General features: G+C 40.5%; 26 protein-coding genes and 1 tRNA gene. 21 read left to right on the plus strand and 6 right to left on the minus strand.

Going from position 1 to position 15,324, the window contains the following annotated elements:
* The first annotated feature begins 1 nt into the window (after position 1).
* The gene (locus H9647_RS06910; RefSeq protein ID WP_191799021.1) at positions 2–337 is read left to right on the plus strand and encodes a YolD-like family protein; all 336 of its coding nucleotides are present in this window, start codon (positions 2–4) and stop codon (positions 335–337) included.
* Positions 338–405: 68 nt separating this feature from the next.
* Entirely contained in the window at positions 406–1,053 is a 648-nt protein-coding gene (locus H9647_RS06915; RefSeq protein WP_191799022.1) for a hypothetical protein, read from the plus strand.
* A gap of 38 nt (positions 1,054–1,091) precedes the next feature.
* Here the strand turns inward: H9647_RS06915 and H9647_RS06920 are convergent, their stop codons facing one another.
* Positions 1,092–1,316: a transcriptional regulator gene (locus tag H9647_RS06920; RefSeq protein WP_191799023.1), complete on the minus strand. Its 225-nt coding sequence runs from the start codon at positions 1,314–1,316 to the stop codon at positions 1,092–1,094.
* A 176-nt stretch (positions 1,317–1,492) separates the two neighbouring features.
* On the opposite strand from H9647_RS06920, the gene H9647_RS06925 reads away from it, so the two are divergent.
* The 9 genes from H9647_RS06925 (at position 1,493) to H9647_RS06960 (ending at position 5,475) form a co-directional block, all read left to right on the plus strand.
* Positions 1,493–2,302, plus strand: a complete 810-nt coding sequence (locus tag H9647_RS06925; RefSeq protein ID WP_191799024.1) for a ParM/StbA family protein — start codon at positions 1,493–1,495, stop codon at positions 2,300–2,302.
* Positions 2,295–2,501, plus strand: a complete 207-nt coding sequence (locus H9647_RS06930) for a hypothetical protein (protein ID WP_191799025.1) — start codon at positions 2,295–2,297, stop codon at positions 2,499–2,501. Before H9647_RS06925 ends, H9647_RS06930 begins: the two co-directional genes overlap by 8 nt.
* 15 nt (positions 2,502–2,516) lie before the next feature.
* Positions 2,517–2,645, plus strand: a complete 129-nt coding sequence (locus tag H9647_RS25965) for a hypothetical protein (protein WP_263621313.1) — start codon at positions 2,517–2,519, stop codon at positions 2,643–2,645.
* Positions 2,646–2,657: 12 nt separating this feature from the next.
* Positions 2,658–2,810, plus strand: a complete 153-nt coding sequence (locus H9647_RS06935) for a hypothetical protein (RefSeq protein ID WP_191799026.1) — start codon at positions 2,658–2,660, stop codon at positions 2,808–2,810.
* A 2-nt stretch (positions 2,811–2,812) separates the two neighbouring features.
* The gene (locus H9647_RS06940) at positions 2,813–3,040 is read left to right on the plus strand and encodes a PIN domain-containing protein (RefSeq protein ID WP_191799027.1); all 228 of its coding nucleotides are present in this window, start codon (positions 2,813–2,815) and stop codon (positions 3,038–3,040) included.
* 12 nt (positions 3,041–3,052) lie between these two features.
* Positions 3,053–3,235, plus strand: coding sequence for a hypothetical protein (locus H9647_RS06945; RefSeq protein ID WP_191799028.1), 183 nt, complete (start codon positions 3,053–3,055; stop codon positions 3,233–3,235).
* Between the two features lie 4 nt (positions 3,236–3,239).
* Positions 3,240–3,458, plus strand: coding sequence for a hypothetical protein (locus H9647_RS06950; protein ID WP_191799029.1), 219 nt, complete (start codon positions 3,240–3,242; stop codon positions 3,456–3,458).
* A 156-nt stretch (positions 3,459–3,614) separates the two neighbouring features.
* Positions 3,615–4,874: an FtsK/SpoIIIE domain-containing protein gene (locus tag H9647_RS06955; RefSeq protein WP_191799030.1), complete on the plus strand. Its 1,260-nt coding sequence runs from the start codon at positions 3,615–3,617 to the stop codon at positions 4,872–4,874.
* Complete coding sequence (locus H9647_RS06960) at positions 4,864–5,475, plus strand: replication-relaxation family protein (protein ID WP_191799031.1); 612 nt, start codon at positions 4,864–4,866, stop codon at positions 5,473–5,475. The genes H9647_RS06955 and H9647_RS06960 overlap by 11 nt, the downstream gene beginning before the upstream one ends.
* Positions 5,476–5,736: 261 nt before the next feature.
* Here the strand turns inward: H9647_RS06960 and H9647_RS26295 are convergent, their stop codons facing one another.
* Positions 5,737–5,949 (minus strand): helix-turn-helix transcriptional regulator, encoded by a 213-nt coding sequence (locus H9647_RS26295; protein WP_191799032.1) that lies wholly within the window; start codon positions 5,947–5,949, stop codon positions 5,737–5,739.
* 109 nt (positions 5,950–6,058) lie between these two features.
* Here H9647_RS26295 and H9647_RS06970 point away from each other — a divergent pair, with 109 nt between their 5' ends.
* Complete coding sequence (locus H9647_RS06970) at positions 6,059–6,331, plus strand: hypothetical protein (RefSeq protein ID WP_191799033.1); 273 nt, start codon at positions 6,059–6,061, stop codon at positions 6,329–6,331.
* A gap of 102 nt (positions 6,332–6,433) precedes the next feature.
* Here H9647_RS06970 and H9647_RS06975 read toward each other — a convergent pair.
* Positions 6,434–6,506, minus strand: a tRNA-Val gene (locus H9647_RS06975).
* 132 nt (positions 6,507–6,638) lie between these two features.
* Between H9647_RS06975 and H9647_RS06980 the strand changes: the two genes are divergently transcribed.
* The 6 genes from H9647_RS06980 (at position 6,639) to H9647_RS07005 (ending at position 9,313) form a co-directional block, all read left to right on the plus strand.
* Positions 6,639–6,854: a hypothetical protein gene (locus H9647_RS06980; RefSeq protein WP_191799034.1), complete on the plus strand. Its 216-nt coding sequence runs from the start codon at positions 6,639–6,641 to the stop codon at positions 6,852–6,854.
* A gap of 135 nt (positions 6,855–6,989) precedes the next feature.
* Positions 6,990–7,433: a GNAT family N-acetyltransferase gene (locus H9647_RS06985; RefSeq protein ID WP_191799035.1), complete on the plus strand. Its 444-nt coding sequence runs from the start codon at positions 6,990–6,992 to the stop codon at positions 7,431–7,433.
* Between the two features lie 121 nt (positions 7,434–7,554).
* A complete protein-coding gene (locus H9647_RS06990; protein ID WP_191799036.1) occupies positions 7,555–7,794 on the plus strand; it encodes a DUF3892 domain-containing protein in 240 nt (79 codons plus the stop codon).
* A gap of 153 nt (positions 7,795–7,947) precedes the next feature.
* Positions 7,948–8,190, plus strand: a complete 243-nt coding sequence (locus tag H9647_RS06995; protein ID WP_404822590.1) for a hypothetical protein — start codon at positions 7,948–7,950, stop codon at positions 8,188–8,190.
* A gap of 156 nt (positions 8,191–8,346) precedes the next feature.
* Entirely contained in the window at positions 8,347–8,907 is a 561-nt protein-coding gene (locus H9647_RS07000) for a copper amine oxidase (protein ID WP_191799037.1), read from the plus strand.
* Positions 8,908–9,013: 106 nt separating this feature from the next.
* Positions 9,014–9,313, plus strand: coding sequence for a DUF1292 domain-containing protein (locus H9647_RS07005; RefSeq protein ID WP_160036999.1), 300 nt, complete (start codon positions 9,014–9,016; stop codon positions 9,311–9,313).
* Between the two features lie 150 nt (positions 9,314–9,463).
* On the opposite strand, the gene H9647_RS07010 is transcribed toward H9647_RS07005, so the two are convergent.
* Entirely contained in the window at positions 9,464–10,939 is a 1,476-nt protein-coding gene (locus tag H9647_RS07010) for an aminotransferase class I/II-fold pyridoxal phosphate-dependent enzyme (protein WP_191799038.1), read from the minus strand.
* Positions 10,940–11,043: 104 nt separating this feature from the next.
* Positions 11,044–11,676 (minus strand): YktB family protein, encoded by a 633-nt coding sequence (locus tag H9647_RS07015; protein WP_191799039.1) that lies wholly within the window; start codon positions 11,674–11,676, stop codon positions 11,044–11,046.
* 337 nt (positions 11,677–12,013) lie between these two features.
* Here H9647_RS07015 and H9647_RS07020 point away from each other — a divergent pair, with 337 nt between their 5' ends.
* Both H9647_RS07020 and gndA read left to right on the plus strand, forming a co-directional pair.
* Positions 12,014–12,613: a hypothetical protein gene (locus tag H9647_RS07020; RefSeq protein ID WP_191799040.1), complete on the plus strand. Its 600-nt coding sequence runs from the start codon at positions 12,014–12,016 to the stop codon at positions 12,611–12,613.
* 265 nt (positions 12,614–12,878) lie between these two features.
* A complete protein-coding gene (gene gndA / locus H9647_RS07025) occupies positions 12,879–14,291 on the plus strand; it encodes an NADP-dependent phosphogluconate dehydrogenase (protein WP_191799041.1) in 1,413 nt (470 codons plus the stop codon).
* 8 nt (positions 14,292–14,299) lie between these two features.
* Here gndA and H9647_RS07030 read toward each other — a convergent pair whose 3' ends face one another.
* Complete coding sequence (locus tag H9647_RS07030) at positions 14,300–14,638, minus strand: hypothetical protein (protein ID WP_191799042.1); 339 nt, start codon at positions 14,636–14,638, stop codon at positions 14,300–14,302.
* A gap of 162 nt (positions 14,639–14,800) precedes the next feature.
* On the opposite strand from H9647_RS07030, the gene H9647_RS07035 reads away from it, so the two are divergent.
* On the plus strand, positions 14,801–15,313 hold the full coding sequence (locus H9647_RS07035) for a shikimate kinase (RefSeq protein ID WP_318245274.1): 513 nt from the start codon (positions 14,801–14,803) through the stop codon (positions 15,311–15,313).
* Positions 15,314–15,324: the final 11 nt, after the last annotated feature.

Consider the following 15,324-nt stretch of genomic DNA (forward strand, 5'->3'; position numbering starts at 1 on the left):
TATGGCAAAGAAACTACGAGGTAATGGTTTATTTGAGTCTTCTCGAATGGTGCTGCCGGAACATAGGGAAGCGTGGATCAGGAGGGAAGAGTCAAAAAAGGCGCGAACGAAACCTGTTTTAGATGATCAGGAAATTCAACAAATTGAGTATTTACTTGTAGAGTCGTTTAATAAGCGGGTACCAGTTGTACTTACACTCTTTGATCCGATTGAAGATCAAAGAGTAGTTGGTGTAGTTACATCTATAAACTCATATCTAAGAGAGGTAAAGCTTGTTGTATTCGAAGATGACTGGCAGTGGATTAAGCTAAAAGATATAATTTCAGCTTCTATTTGACCACTTACTCCCATATATTGCCTGTATTTGGTACAATGTACTCATAAACAATTGGGAGAGTGGGTCTTTTGAACAAGAATTATAAAGTATCTTTCATTTTCGTTTCACTTCTTATTTTAAGTTTACTAACGGCTTGTACATCGAAAGACGAACTTACTTCTGCTAAGCAGGAGTTAGAAAAATTAAAAAGTGACTACAAAACTGTAAGCGCTGATTTAGAAAAAGTAAAAAAGACTGCTGCTGAGTTTCAACAACAAAATAAAGATTTAACCGACCAATTAGATTTATACAGAGAAAACAATTCAAATGGTAATGCCGCTGAGACAGTATCTGAATCTGCAATTTCAAATCCAGTTGAAAAAGAATATGCCGAGAACTTTGTTGAAATAAATAATCTTGAAACGAAATGGCATGAGGACATATTGTACGGTAATAAGGTGGCAGGGTATACATTCGATTTGAAAAACAAAGGTAAAAAAGACGTTGAATATCTAACAGTCACTGTTTATTTCAAAGATAAGTCTGGAAGTACTATCGCAGAAGCTTCCCTTACTCCAATAAACCCTTCCGGCATTTTTGATAATGATCCTCTGAAAGCAAATTACTCTTGGAAGATGGATACTGGGATATACTATCAGGCTAAAGATGTATCGAAGGAATGGGTGGAAGGATCCGCAGAAGCTGTTATCACTGAACTCAGATTTGTAAAAGAATAACATGATCTATCCCTAGTCAATTAAAGGCTAGGGATTTCTTATGCCCAAAAATCACTGGCCTTCACATTATATCCATGTTTTCTTAATGCGGATATAATCTTCAGAATGGTTTGTTCCTGAGGTTGAATTAACTTTGCCCCGTCACATAATTCTGAAATTGTATTACGGCTAACTTTTGATTCCTTAGCAAGCCATAATTGTTTAATACCATTTCTATCGCAATAAACCCCGAATTCACTCCGTTTTTTACCTAATCCATACATTTCTCTCACACTCCTTAATAGGAAGTGTGGACAATCTATGAAAAAAATATTCAAAAACCGTGCAACATGACCAAGCCGTTCGCCATAGTTATAGAACTAGATACATAACCAAACCGGATCAAGGCACCCTGGTTACGTATCTGGATATATAACCAGACAGCAGGAGAGTGATGTTTATGATAAGCGCAATCGATCCAGGTGGACGTAATACGAAGTACTTTGACAGTCGTTTACCTAAGCCAGTGATGTTTCCATCAGCAATCGGGATTAATGATCTGGACCGTAACCTAAAAAGCTCTGGGGAATTTGACTTTGAATGGGAGTATGAAGGACTTACTGGTTTCGCCGGCAGTCTTGCGCTCCGGGAGTCAGAGTATGTAGAAAGTCGGAAAGACGAAAGCAAAGCTCACTTTGATGCAAAGCTTAGATCACTCATAGCACTGCACCAGTACGGATCCGGTAACGAGCATCAAATACTTGTTGGCCAACCGATTGATACTCACACCGAAACTGAAAAACAGGCTATTAAGAAAATGTACATTGGTAGCCATGATCTGACTGTGAATGGAAAACGAAAAGTCATTGTAATCAAGAACTGTGAGGTTGGACCTGAAGGAGCTGCTTCTGGGCTTTTGGTAGCTCCTGCAGTCGGAACTATAAGAATCATTGATATAGGAAGTGGTAGCGTGAACTTCGCCACGATCACGGACCGGCAGTTTATCAATAAGAGCAGTTTTACGCTGCCTGAAGGTATGGAGAGTAAGAGTAAGCTGGATCCGCGATCTTTTGGACGGCAAATTGCTGCAAGGGCAATCGCTCGTAAATGGGATAAGAACGATACGGTTTATGTAACTGGAGGCGGAGCTAATGAGGTTCTACCGTTTATCCAACAGCTCTTTCCAATGGCAGTGCTCCTAGATCCTGATCCGTTTACTACAAACGTCAGGGGGCTCCTGATGATTGCAAGGAGGGTATACGGTGGCTAAGCAAATCAAGATCATCCAAGTAGCTTTTAACCTACTCGATCCGGAACAAAGATTCTGGCATGAGCAAGTATCGTGTAAGCCTAATTCGTCCGGATATATTAAGCGACTGATCCAGAGAGATATGGAAGGTAGCAGCATTACTATTCAGCTGCCAGAGGTTAAACGTTCGGAGGAATTCAGTGTTGAGGGTTGGATCTAAAAGGAGGGGGATTGTATGGGATACATCATTAAAAAGATTGCCATGAAAATTGGCGAAGCTGCCGGAAAGATTGATGCATCGAACGCACTTGAACAGCTCAACGCAAATGAGATTATCGGGATTATCAAAGACATTATTTTATAAGGAGTGGTAACGATGGAAAAGGCAAAAACGCTGCTGGCTGTTTCTGCTGTTGCTGTTTACTTTTTATGTCCTGCATACCGTTATTACGTAATTGGTTCATGGGTCGGATACAAGATCATGAACAATAAACCTCCTAAAATCCGTGTTGTGAAATGGAGTCGGTAGCCATGGGAATCCTATTGAGTTTGATTAAATCAGCAAAGAGCCTGGGAGCATTAGAGAAGGTGAAAACGATCATAACAAACGCGTATCACGGAAAATCCACAGTGCTAGGAGATTACATTTATATTAGTGATCGCACGTATGGCGAAATCATGAGCGCGCTAAAGGGTCGGATGAAAGAACTTGATGAATCACATGCGATTATAGACGCTTTTAAAGACTTTATTTTGTAGGAGTGTTTTGGAATGTGGCGAAGGATTGCGGTGTTTGGGTATGAGGTGATCTGCAAGACGAAAAATGAGGGTTACGAGTATGTGTCAATTCATCTAAACAAGAAAGAAGTATACAACTTTTCTCAGCGTAATTTCACCGAATTACCGGAATGGATGGTTGAAAAAATAATTAACTGTATAGACGTATTTTTATAAAGGAGTGATCCAAATGAACTTTATTATTCCTTTCGCGGGTATAGCTGCCATTGGTGTTGTGGCCCACATGATTGAGCGTAAACTTGAGTTTAGCGGTAATGCAGGAAATGTAATCATGGTGAAGATCGGCGCAAACCTTTGTTATTTCCTCATTGCCTTCGCCACCTGGAAGGATTTCTTTAAAATGGCGGGCCGGTATCTCGGTGTACATGTATCTTGGTAAATGTTTAAGTAATCATTTAATTAAATATTTGAGTAAACGTGTATTAAGAAATGTTTAATACAAGCCAAAACCATTGATATAGAGCCAAAAAAATGATTTGTTTCAAAGGAGCGACGCAGGGCGGAGTGAGTTTGAAAGTCTTGGGAGGGCTGCGCGATGATGATTGAAGGTTTGAGCATTTGGAAAGCGGCAGGGGTTGTGGGGAGTCTTGGCGGTGCTTACGCGGCTTATACGACCCTACCGGTGAATATAGCCATGAGAAAGCTAAACAGCGTCATACGTATGGGAAACCTTTATATGAGCATCCAAGGATACAAAGGCAGAGTAATAAAGAAATATCCATCATTCTCTAGAAAGGATATAAGGATTTACCTGAACCGCACTGAAATAAGTTTTGTATTGCCTATCGGACTTATGCCGGATGAAATTTACAAAAAGAAGGATTTGTTTTATCAGGCTTTTGGTTCGGAACTCGAGTTTGATTTGTCGAAGGATAAGCGAAGATTTTTCATTAAAGCTTATAACGAGGAAGTCAAAATGTTTGATTACGATCAGGAGAAAATTGCAGAAGGTGCGAAAGACATTCCCCTCCCTATCGTTGTAGGAAATACACAATCAGGATTAGTGGTTTACAACATGGTAGAGAATCCCCACTTACTTATTACAGGCGAAACAGGGAGTGGTAAATCCATTCAACTTCGGTCTATCCTCACAACGCTGCTTACTCAATGCAAAGACCGTGTGGAGCTGTACTGTGCCGATTTAAAGCGAACTGAGTTTCACATATTTAAAGGCATCGCCAAAGAGGTTGTAATCAAACCAAATGACCTTGAAACGCTGCTGTTAAAAGTCGTAAAGAAAATGAACCGAACCTCTGACCTCTTAAATAAACACGGTCTTGCACACATTGATGATCTACCTAAAGCGATCAGGCCAAAGTATACATTAGTGGCGATTGACGAATTTGTTTTACTGAAAAAAGAAAAGGACATTATGAGCATGCTTGAAGAAATATCGTCCGTGGGTAGAGCGTTAGGAGTGTTTCTTATCCTCTCTCTTCAACGTGCCGACAGTACAGTTATGGACGGGATACTGAAGAATAATTTAACCGTTAGAATGGCGTTTCGTGCCAGTAGTGCAGTTAACAGCCGAATAGCAATTGACAGTGGCGAAGCATCAGAAATTTTGAATAAAGAAAAAGGAAGGTTCGTATTTTCGATGGATGGTCTTAAATTTGCCCAGGCTCCTTTGTTAGCCCTTACCGATGCCAAAGCAATGCTAGAACCTCATAGGTGGCAGGAAACCACAGCGGAGAACGTCATTGATCTAAGGAATAACGAGTACGATGTGGAGGAAGAAAGCGAACCGATAGATGAAGAAGAAAACATATTTGGAGTGCTTGAATATGAGAACTAGAGACAAAGAGATCATCAACAGTCTGCATGAGTTTCGTTTTTTAACTGGAGAAGATGTTGCAGAAATGTACTTTTCCCACACCAAACATCCAGTGATTCACGCAAACTCTACACTTAAAAGATTGCGCCGGGATGGTTATATCAAATGTTCAACAGAGCGAAGGAAATACGTGTATTACTGCGCTGAACGTAAAGTAAAATCAGACTCGCAAAAGATCGGACATTTCCTCTCGATATCGGAGTTTTACAGGGATGTGTTTCGGATCGAGAAGCCACGCATATTCCGCGTAGAACCCAAGTTAGGCGGTAAAGGAATGCCCGAACCTGATGCATTTATGGTTTGGAAAAACACTCCATTTTACGTGGAAATACAGCGCAGTAAATATACTAAACCGCAAATGCAGGATAAAATGAATCGTTATGAAAAGTACTATCTATCAGGAGATTGGCAAAACGAAGCTTGGCAGATACCACAAAAGAAAATCTTTCCACCTGTATGGATTATTGGGGTTGGATCAGGAGGGTACGAAATTGATAAGCGTCCCTTCCGAATATATCAAGATGATATTGAACAGATGATTGGTCGATTTGTAAAGAAATAATAAGTGGGTGATTCACTTTAGTTGTTAGAAGAATTTGTCTGTTCTTGTCTTTGATTTTATTGGGAAATTGTTGAAAATAAAGAAAATAAGTCATATACTAAGAACAGTTGTTCTCTAATGTGATACGTTTTTTTCATTGCGACTATGAAATTAAAATGTCCAAGGGGTATCCGTAATATACGAGTAATTGCATATTTCATTTCCAAAACGTCAACTAATAGTTGACATATATCCGATGGGAGAAGCGGAAAAATTAACCGCTTAATCTAACTTAAATTCATACAATTCCTCTATCGTGCAATCCAATAGCAGCTGAGCACTATAAATATCCTCTGGTTGCATAACTCTTTGTCCATTACAAAAGTAGGATATCATCTGCTTGGATCGTCCAACACGACGAGCATATTCTGCTTGTGTTAACCCTTTTGCTTGTATGAGTTTATTTAGATTACATCTCCCTCGGGAGATTTTCAATGTCTATACTCCTTTTATTGGAAATACTCAAGGGATAATTATATCACGCTTCTTACTTTTCGGTAAACACGGTTCTTGGGAGTGTTTATTAGTCGAAGGGAGTAAATGTATGAATCATAAAGAAGAAGTTATTAGCAAATGGATGAATATTGCTATTACGAAAAGAACAGAAGAGGTGATAGAACAATGTGACGAAAAATCTGAGGAAGTTTATTCGGAGCTAACCAAGTTATTAAATGAGGTTAAAAGTACGAATCCTAACCTCTCTGGAATTACTGATCGCATTGAAAATATATTTCTTTTAAAGACCAGAGTGGATACCGAATTCGTATACCCTCTGGCAATTGAAGAGGGAATTGAACTCGGTAAGAAACTAAAGTGATTTTTTCGTTCTCCCCCAATTCTCCCCCAAAACAAATTTAATTTACATACGGAAATATATTGAAAACGCCTTGAAGCTTAGAGCCTCAAGGCGTTTTGATTATGATCTGTAGTGGGCTCGAACCACTGACCCCTACCCTGTCAAGATAGTGCTCTCCCAGCTGAGCTAACAGATCAAGTTTAGTTTAAAGAATAATCTTATATTATCAGGCTTATTTTACACTGTCAATCAGAAGTTTGTATGTTTAAATTCTACTGAAATGACACATCCTAAAAGGAAGAATGATCATCTGGAGGATTGCCATCCTATGAAAAAGTTATACGACACGTTCATGGCAAGCTGCACAATTGCACTATTGCTACTAAACATATCAGGATGTACTTTAGAGCCATCAGAAGAAACAATAATGCTACAAGAGATGATTGATCCTGAATCGGAGCTGCCTATCATTGATGATGTGTACTCTCCTTCGATAAGGGATGATGTTTATTCTTCTACCGATGAGGAAATACTAACGCCTTAATGAAGCTTGCCGTCGTCTAAGATACAATAAGTCAGTCCGTTCCTTCGGGCTGGCTTATTTCTGCTGTATTGTTGTATAATAGCGTGAGTTTTATGGGTCTAGAGCATCGAAGAGCTAAAGCAGAGGGGGATATCAATGCCAGCTGAAATTATTAATGTAACCACTGAGGAACAATTAGAACAGGGGCTGCACATTCGTAAAGAGGTGTTTGTAAAGGAACAAAACGTTCCTTTAGAAGAAGAAATTGACCAATATGACGTCATTTCTCCCGATGCGCATCATATTCTTATACAGGATGGACAGCAGATGGTGGCGACAGGACGTCTCATTTATTATAAGAAGGATACAGCGAAACTCCAACGCGTAGCTGTTCTTAAAGACTACCGTGTTCATGGTTATGGTCGTGTATTAATTATGGCTCTAGAAGAGCGTGCAAGAGAGCTTGGTCTTGCGTACTCCATCCTTGATGCACAGTGCCAAGCTGAAGGGTTTTACGCTAAACTGGGCTATGAAGTGATATCGGACGAGCCGTTTTATGATGCCGGTATATTACATGTACGGATGCAAAAAGCGTTATAACTTCATTTCGTTTACATAGAGCATTCTTTTTTGGGACACACTATATTTGCCGAGCAAGAGCCTATCTTCGTACTCGGTACAGGTAAACACCAAATACAGTGCAAAAAGGAGTGTTGTTCTAATGGAAAATAACACGCGCGAGCACTTTGTCGCTGTTCAGAAAAATGGAGATGGCGATTTAACCGCATTTAAAACTTCGGCAGGTCGTGTTCTTGATTATAACCAGGCATTGAACGAGGTTGAGTCTGGAACGATTGCGGGAGCCAACGTATTTAAGGCAAAAGGAGGATCACTCCGAATTCGCGGTGATGCTGACGGAGATCCAAGCAACAACCTAGATCAATTACCGATTTTTGAATAAAAACTAACCAATAACCGGAGATCCGGTACGATATGAAAGAGGGGCCCTTTGGGGCTCCTTTTTTGCGTAGATAAGACCTCTAACAAATTTCCTCCTCACTAGCACCTTCTTATACGAATCCCCATACAATGCATTACCTAGGCGAGAGTTCGGATGACAGATCAGTTTTCTCGCATGACAAGGGAAGCGGGGAATAGGGCCATGGTAAAGGGCAAAGGAAAAAAAGTAGTGGCAAAAAAGGAGAAAGTTCGCGGTGGGATGAGAATAGTTACTTCTGAAGTCTGTGAGGTGTGTAAGACGCCATGCGACATAGGAATGGCCTATGCTGCACGTATGCGAGAGCCAGGCGCTGTAGGTAAAGGTGTACCTTGTATCTTAACGAAACCAAAAGGATAAACATTAACAACCGCATTCTTACTCATGAGATCTGAGAGATAATGCGGTTGTTATAAATTTTAGAAAAAGAGAAAAAAACGACTTTTTGCCGCAACTTGTCTTGCTGGATGAAGTATAAATATATATACAATCTTATGGGGGAGGTAATATGGAACAATGAAATGGAGAAGAACACTTGCCTTGGTACTTGTCTTTTCTCTTGTAGGCAGTGGATCTATGTTATTTGCAGATTCAATTACAGAAAAAATTCGTGTCGTAGTCAATGGCAATGATGTCAATGGTGGCGGTTATTATATTAATGGGACAACCTATGCTCCTGTGCGTGAACTTAGTGGTCTTGCATCCTGGGATGCAACTAGCAAGAAGGTAACAGTTATTAAGCCTAATGTACATATAACACTGTTTAAAGGTGATACTGTTTTTGGAAATGTTAATGTAGGAAAGCTGAAATTTCACGTGCTTAGTCAAGTTGATAGTTTGGATGGAAACATTTCAGAAGTCAAAGTTGCCATCACGGATCCTTCCGGAAACACAAAAAATATTCAAACGGAGAAGATGGGAAGCGGATCAAACGATAATTTTTGGTTCAAAACGAATGATTTCACATATGATTTCAAGAAAAAAGGGAAATATAAAGTAGGGTTCTACATGAAGCCGGCAGGAGGGAATTCATTCTTTCTTGTATCCGAAAAAGTGATTACAGCACTAGATTCGTAAATTGGCTGAATTGATTTTATCCTCTAATAGTGTTACGATATTTCGGTATGATTACTTATATGAGTGTGAATACAATACAAGTATAAATGAAATGAGGTATAGATGAATGAGCGATCATAACCATGTACATGATGAGAACTGCAACCACGACCACGACCACGAACCTCAGGTGCTTATCTTTGAAGATGAGAACGGTAAAGAGATTGAAATGATTCTGGTACAAACTTTTGATGTAGACAATAAGGAATATGCGGTATTTGTTGAGCGCAACAATCCGGAAGAAGATGGCCTCATTCTTCGTTTTGAAGAAGAGGGCGATGAAGTGAGTCTTTATCAAATTGAAGATGAAGATGAGTGGAATCGTGTAGAAGCTGCATTTAACAAAATGGTTGAAGAACAGCAATAAGAGCAAAATGAAGCAAGGGAAGTCTCTGGATAACAGGGGCTTCCCTTTTTTTATTACCATGCACACAGTGGATGTTTTGAAAAAAAAGGACCCGCTCAGCTTGTCAGCTAAGCAGGTCCTTCTCATTTATGAATCGTATATCAATGTAAGTTAGAAGATTGGATCTGCTTCTACAATTACTTTTACATTCTTAATATAACGGTCTTCAGGACCTTTTACCGGTAATCCAACTTCGACGTGTTCCGTAATATAATTAATGTTTTCCTGAGAAATAACTTCTCCCGGAAGCAGGATCGGAATACCAGGAGGATATACATAAATGAATTCAGCAATAATACGTCCAGCAGATTCTTCAAAAGGAATGACTTCTGTATCTCCGTAAAATGCCTCGCGCGGTGTAAGCATGAGCTGAGGGATTTCTGGGATTTTGACAATTAAATCGTTAGCTGTGTTGACATTATAATAAGTTTTGGACAATTCACGAAGTGCATCAAGCAGCGTATTTACCGTTACATCATTGTCTCCTGGTGTAATGAGACAGAGGATGTTATACATATCGCTCATCTCGACTTCAATATTATAGTGTTCACGCAGCCAGTTCTCTGTATCGTATCCCGTCAAACCAAGATGGCGTACATGAACCGTTACTTTGGTTGGATCATAGCTATAGGTTGCTTCTCCTCCAAGTATTTCTTCCCCAAAACAATACAATCCTTCGATATCGTTAATCGAACGTCTTGCATACTCTGCAAGATCAATGGCTTTTTGAGCCATGGAATGTCCATTCAGCGCAAGGTTACGTCTGGATGTATCCAGCGAAGAGAGCAATATATAAGAAGTTGAAGTCGTCGTCAGCATACTGATGATCGTTTGAACTCGCTGTGGATTTACAAATCCATTTTTGGTGTTTAGGTTGAGTACTGAACTTTGTGTCATCGAACCGCCGAGCTTATGAACACTGGTTGCCGCCATGTCGGCTCCTGCTTCCATGGCTGACATCGGAAGATCCTCGTGAAAATGGATAAGGACTCCGTGCGCTTCATCAACAAGTACAGGTACTTGGTAACTATGCGCAAGATCTACAATTTCTTTAAGATTCGCACATACACCGAAATACGTAGGGTTAATAACAAGCACGGCCTTGGCATCGGGGTGACGCTCTAAAGCACGCTGAACCGAACCCACCGTAATACCGTGATCAATACCTAAATTTTCATCACTCACTGGAGAGACGAATACAGGCTTAGCTCCCGAAAAGATAATAGCAGACATAATCGATTTGTGTACGTTACGCGGTACGATGATTTTATCACCTGGTCCACATACAGACAGAATCATGGTCATAATGGCACTGCTTGTCCCTTGCACACTAAAGTACGTATAGTCCGCACCAAAAGCATCAGCTGCAAGTATTTGAGCTTCTTCAATGACACCCGTCGGTTGATGCAAATCATCAAGCGGCGCGATGTTAATTAAATCTATGGAAAGGGCATTATCCCCTATAAATTCGCGGAATTCAGAGTCTGTTCCAAGTCCTTTTTTGTGACCAGGGATGTGAAACTGTACCGGATTGTTAGCCGCGTGTGTTCTAAGCGCTGTAAAAAGCGGCGTACGACGGTGATCCATGGATTCTGTCACAACCTTTCTCTATTAGAAATAATAAAACCTAAATGAGTATAGCAAAATGGATAAAGATTGTAACGAATTTTTTGTGATGAATCTCACTTCATTTAAAAAGCCATTTTATACAGGGGCGCAAGCTGAGTAAATACTTCTTGAGCCTTCTTCCCAAAGGCTTCTCCGTCCAGAAGAAGCGGATCATCCTGTTCAATACGCAGGCCGCATAAAATTTCTGATTTTTTCACGGTTTTTAATCGTTCAGCTATTTTTTTGAAATCTGCTTTCGAGATATCTTTATGAAGGGTTCCTTCTGGATTCATATGATCTGTAGACCAGTAGAAGTGCCCTGGAATATGTTCCATAACATCGTCAAGCTGTCTCTCTAATGCTTCAGCGAAGATTTCCTTATTATTGCTTTCGTAAATAACGGCAAAAATAACAAATACATGAGTACCAAACATTCCTACTTGAAAATGAGGATATGCTTTGTAACCACGTTTGTTATTAGCGATCGCTACCCAAGTATCATTTGGCGGATTCACGGTACGTCTAGCATGCTTGGCCACATGAACAAACATTTCTTCTCCAACTAAATCGCTTAGAAATGGCGCGGATTCTGCACCAATCTCGTTCAGTTTTGGACGGATTCTCTCAATCAATAATTCCATTCGGGGTTCGAGCCCGGGTATATCAAAGACATCAAAATCTGCGGATGTAAATGAAGGGTATTTTAGTGTAGTCATCAGGTTAACTTCCTCCTTATGTGTTGTGATGGACAAGTTTTATTTATATAAGCATGAACCTTATCACTTGCCAATATAATAGGATACAAAACAATATGGGACTCATTATAACACAGGTAACTCTATTCGCACTTCTCTAAAGCCTGTCCCTTATCTGTATTGTTAATGAAGATTTCGTGTCTTAAGAAAAATGGACTTATAACTACGTACCCTTACCTTACGTGTCGTATAAAATAGGGTAAGCCGACTTATGGTGGAACGTAGATCATAGGGGCCATGGCGGAAAGTCACATAATAAGACTCCGGATCAATCATCCGGCATGGAGGAGGAAGTGCCGTGAACAAGAGCTATGAAGTGGAATACTGCAATCTAGAGCTCCGGTTTAACCGTCGGCATATCCAACAGCTCATCAAAGACTTAATTCAGGAAGGATATTCGCTGTATTGGAGTGAAGATGAAAGCCTGTTCATTCTTTCCGTGAGAACGGGTCGTAAATTGGTTAAACTGAAATTTCAACTCATGCGTACGGGCGAATACAAGTTGATTGGTGATTATATTATTAAAGATGCGAAACTTGCCGAGTTCATAGAGAAACTCATCGGAGATACTCGAGGCCATGCGGTTGTCCGCAGGTTTAAAGATCACATCATCGTTATAGAAAATATTTTGTTCGGCGAGGTTATACGTCTGGTGGAAGTGTCGGGATTCAAACAAAGGGTGATCTATCAGAAAGGGCCGACCCCTACAATGGAAGAGATGGAGGAAATGTTCTCTTCGCAAGAAGGGGAAATGAGATTGCTGCTGTTAAAGATGGAAGTGGATGATGAACTCGAACGGCTTCATGCTGCAATCCATAATGGAGACGAGGCTAAGGCGGAGTCTTGCCGCAACTATTTAAAGCAAATGCAGAATCGAATGTTCATGCTTGAATGGTAAACAGCCGTATGAACCATACTATTATTTATATGAGTATTTGATGAACACCTCATGAAAAGAGGTGTTTTATCCTTGTTTACACTTTAGCGGGGGGTTCACTTCCTTTTGCAAAAGCGTTAGAATAGGATTATTGTTAGGGCGTCCTTCTTTTGCTTACATAATTTTCTAAGGGATGATAATTGTCTGCTTATGGACAAGTTCATTATCGGACAGCTCTAGTAACATAAGATACATCAAAATAACGTAGCAAAGGATGGAGAATATATTGACTAAACAACAAATTGGCGTTATCGGTCTAGCCGTAATGGGCAAGAATTTAGCCCTGAATATTGAAAGCAAGGGGTTTACGGTGTCTGTATTTAACCGTTCTCCAGAAAAAACACATGATCTTCTGAAAGAAGCAGAAGGCAAAAATCTAGAAGGTTTCTTTTCTATTGAAGAGTTTGTACAATCTCTTGAATCTCCACGTAAGATTCTTATTATGGTACAAGCAGGACCAGCTACAGATGCAACGATTCAACAGCTCATTCCTCATCTAGATAAAGGCGACATTATTATCGATGGCGGTAATGCTTACTTCCCTGATACTGTTCGCCGCAGCAAAGAACTGGAAGAGCAAGGTTTCCGCTTCATTGGTGCTGGTGTATCCGGTGGTGAAGAAGGCGCACTGAAAGGCCCGGCAATTATGCCTGGAGGTCAGGAAAGTGCTTATGAACTTGTAAAACCAATCTTAACTTCGATCGCGGCTCAAGTAGATGGAGAGCCTTGCACAACATATATCGGTCCTGATGGTGCTGGACATTATGTAAAAATGGTACACAACGGTATTGAATACGGTGATATGCAGCTGATTGGCGAAGCATACCATTTGATGAAAGATGTACTTGGTCTTACTGCAGAAGAATTCCACGAACTCTTCTCCGAATGGAACAAGGGCGAGCTTGACAGCTACCTGATCGAAATTACGGCTGATATCTTCTCCAAATATGATGAAGAAACAGGCAAACCAATGGTAGATGTGATCCTCGATGCTGCTGGACAAAAAGGTACAGGAAAATGGACTAGCCAAAGTGCGCTTGATCTCGGCGTACCATTGTCTATGATTACTGAATCCGTATTCTCCCGCTTCTTATCTGCGATGAAAGAAGAGCGTATTGCAGCTAGTAAAGTGCTCAGCGGTCCAAAAACAGAGCCATTCTCCGGTGATAAACAAGAATTTATCGAGAATGTTCGTAAAGCATTGTTCGCAAGTAAAATCGTATCTTATGCACAAGGTTTTGCTCAAATGCGTGCAGCTTCCGACGAGTATGGTTGGAATTTGAAATATGGAAACATTGCAATGATCTTCCGCGGAGGATGTATCATTCGTTCCCAATTCTTGCAAAACATCAAAGAAGCTTATGATAAAGATGCAGAACTGAAAAACTTGCTTCTGGATCCATACTTCAAAAATGTTGTGGAATCTTACCAAGATGCATGGCGTAAAGTGATTTCTGTTGCTGTAGAAAAAGGAGTTCCGGTACCTGGATTCTCCAGTGCTCTTTCTTACTATGACAGCTATCGTACAGAACGCCTTCCAGCGAATCTGCTTCAAGCACAGCGCGACTACTTCGGTGCACATACGTTTAAACGTGTGGACAAAGAAGGAACATTCCACCACAACTGGATGGGCAAATAAGACCAGCTTTAAGATACACTGTAATTCATGCTGCTTTGCTGCATTTCTCCGCGAAGACCATAGAGTGCCTCGTGCAGGCAGGTCCGGAGTCTTTCTTGTGTTGAGTGGGAAGTGTGTTCACCCAATAGCAGCATGGCAGCTTCACTAAAATATTGAAAATTAGTAATAAGACGTGGTTTTGGTAGATCCATGAGAAGTGGGTCTTCCAAAGCCACTTTTTGTTGTACATAATGCAGTACGAGCAGTACGTCATCTCTGCATATCACATAACCTGGTTCAAAGATACGTGTGATTCTGCTAGGAACCTTAGGTAGTTTCAGTACGGGCAGATAAGCTAAATCATCCATTATCTTCACACTCCTTACAGATATCTCTGCTTTTATCCTCTATCATCCATACGTAAAAGGATGTCCCGATATGCTTCTTGGCGGATCTTTTTTTCTATGTTATGTTTAGTAGAATAAAAAAGTGGTACTAACTGGGTCTCATAATGAAGGGGTGGCAAGGCAGTGAGCAAGGAAGCTGATAATATCATTCTTATTGGAATGATGGGTACAGGTAAGACAACAGTATCCAGCATACTGGCACAAGAACTTGGATACACGCGCATAGATATTGATACGGAAATAGAAGCGCAAGAAGGCTGTCCGATCCCTGTCTTATTTCAAGAAAAGGGAGAACGATACTTTCGCCAAGTGGAGAGTGATACCTTATGTAGAATTCTCAAAGACTCTTCTCAAGTCGTTTCTACGGGTGGGGGATGTGTACTTCGAACAGAAAACCAGAAGATAATGAAGGATGCAGGTTGGGTTATCGCTTTGACAGCGAGTCCAGAGTCGATTATTTCACGTGTGTCGTCTAGTGGTGATAGACCGCTGCTTAAAGGCAATGTAGAGGAACGTATAAAGAATATAATGGAAGAACGTAAAGATGCATATTCTTTTGCAGATGTTACGATCGATACTTCGGAGCTTAGTCCGGAAGAAGTTGTTCATCATATTTTAACGCTTTACCGCGTCTAAGCTGTTGTGCT

It is taken from the genome of Paenibacillus gallinarum, assembly GCF_014836635.1.
GTDB classification, from domain to species: Bacteria; Bacillota; Bacilli; order Paenibacillales; family Paenibacillaceae; genus Paenibacillus; species Paenibacillus gallinarum.

Excerpts from the sequence above, each read along its gene's own strand:
- H9647_RS06910 (WP_191799021.1), top strand. The coding sequence starts at position 2 with ATGGCAAAGAAACTACGAGGTAATGGTTTATTTGAGTCTTCTCGAATG.
- H9647_RS06920 (WP_191799023.1), bottom strand. The coding sequence starts at position 1,316 with ATGTATGGATTAGGTAAAAAACGGAGTGAATTCGGGGTTTATTGCGAT.
- H9647_RS06925 (WP_191799024.1), top strand. The coding sequence starts at position 1,493 with ATGATAAGCGCAATCGATCCAGGTGGACGTAATACGAAGTACTTTGAC.
- H9647_RS25965 (WP_263621313.1), top strand. The coding sequence starts at position 2,517 with ATGGGATACATCATTAAAAAGATTGCCATGAAAATTGGCGAAGCTGCC.
- H9647_RS06935 (WP_191799026.1), top strand. The coding sequence starts at position 2,658 with ATGGAAAAGGCAAAAACGCTGCTGGCTGTTTCTGCTGTTGCTGTTTAC.
- H9647_RS06940 (WP_191799027.1), top strand. The coding sequence starts at position 2,813 with ATGGGAATCCTATTGAGTTTGATTAAATCAGCAAAGAGCCTGGGAGCA.
- H9647_RS06945 (WP_191799028.1), top strand. The coding sequence starts at position 3,053 with ATGTGGCGAAGGATTGCGGTGTTTGGGTATGAGGTGATCTGCAAGACG.
- H9647_RS06955 (WP_191799030.1), top strand. The coding sequence starts at position 3,615 with ATGATGATTGAAGGTTTGAGCATTTGGAAAGCGGCAGGGGTTGTGGGG.
- H9647_RS06960 (WP_191799031.1), top strand. The coding sequence starts at position 4,864 with ATGAGAACTAGAGACAAAGAGATCATCAACAGTCTGCATGAGTTTCGT.
- H9647_RS06970 (WP_191799033.1), top strand. The coding sequence starts at position 6,059 with ATGAATCATAAAGAAGAAGTTATTAGCAAATGGATGAATATTGCTATT.
- H9647_RS06980 (WP_191799034.1), top strand. The coding sequence starts at position 6,639 with ATGAAAAAGTTATACGACACGTTCATGGCAAGCTGCACAATTGCACTA.
- H9647_RS06985 (WP_191799035.1), top strand. The coding sequence starts at position 6,990 with ATGCCAGCTGAAATTATTAATGTAACCACTGAGGAACAATTAGAACAG.
- H9647_RS06990 (WP_191799036.1), top strand. The coding sequence starts at position 7,555 with ATGGAAAATAACACGCGCGAGCACTTTGTCGCTGTTCAGAAAAATGGA.
- H9647_RS06995 (WP_404822590.1), top strand. The coding sequence starts at position 7,948 with ATGACAGATCAGTTTTCTCGCATGACAAGGGAAGCGGGGAATAGGGCC.
- H9647_RS07000 (WP_191799037.1), top strand. The coding sequence starts at position 8,347 with ATGAAATGGAGAAGAACACTTGCCTTGGTACTTGTCTTTTCTCTTGTA.
- H9647_RS07005 (WP_160036999.1), top strand. The coding sequence starts at position 9,014 with ATGAGCGATCATAACCATGTACATGATGAGAACTGCAACCACGACCAC.
- H9647_RS07010 (WP_191799038.1), bottom strand. The coding sequence starts at position 10,939 with ATGGATCACCGTCGTACGCCGCTTTTTACAGCGCTTAGAACACACGCG.
- H9647_RS07015 (WP_191799039.1), bottom strand. The coding sequence starts at position 11,676 with ATGACTACACTAAAATACCCTTCATTTACATCCGCAGATTTTGATGTC.
- H9647_RS07030 (WP_191799042.1), bottom strand. The coding sequence starts at position 14,638 with ATGGATGATTTAGCTTATCTGCCCGTACTGAAACTACCTAAGGTTCCT.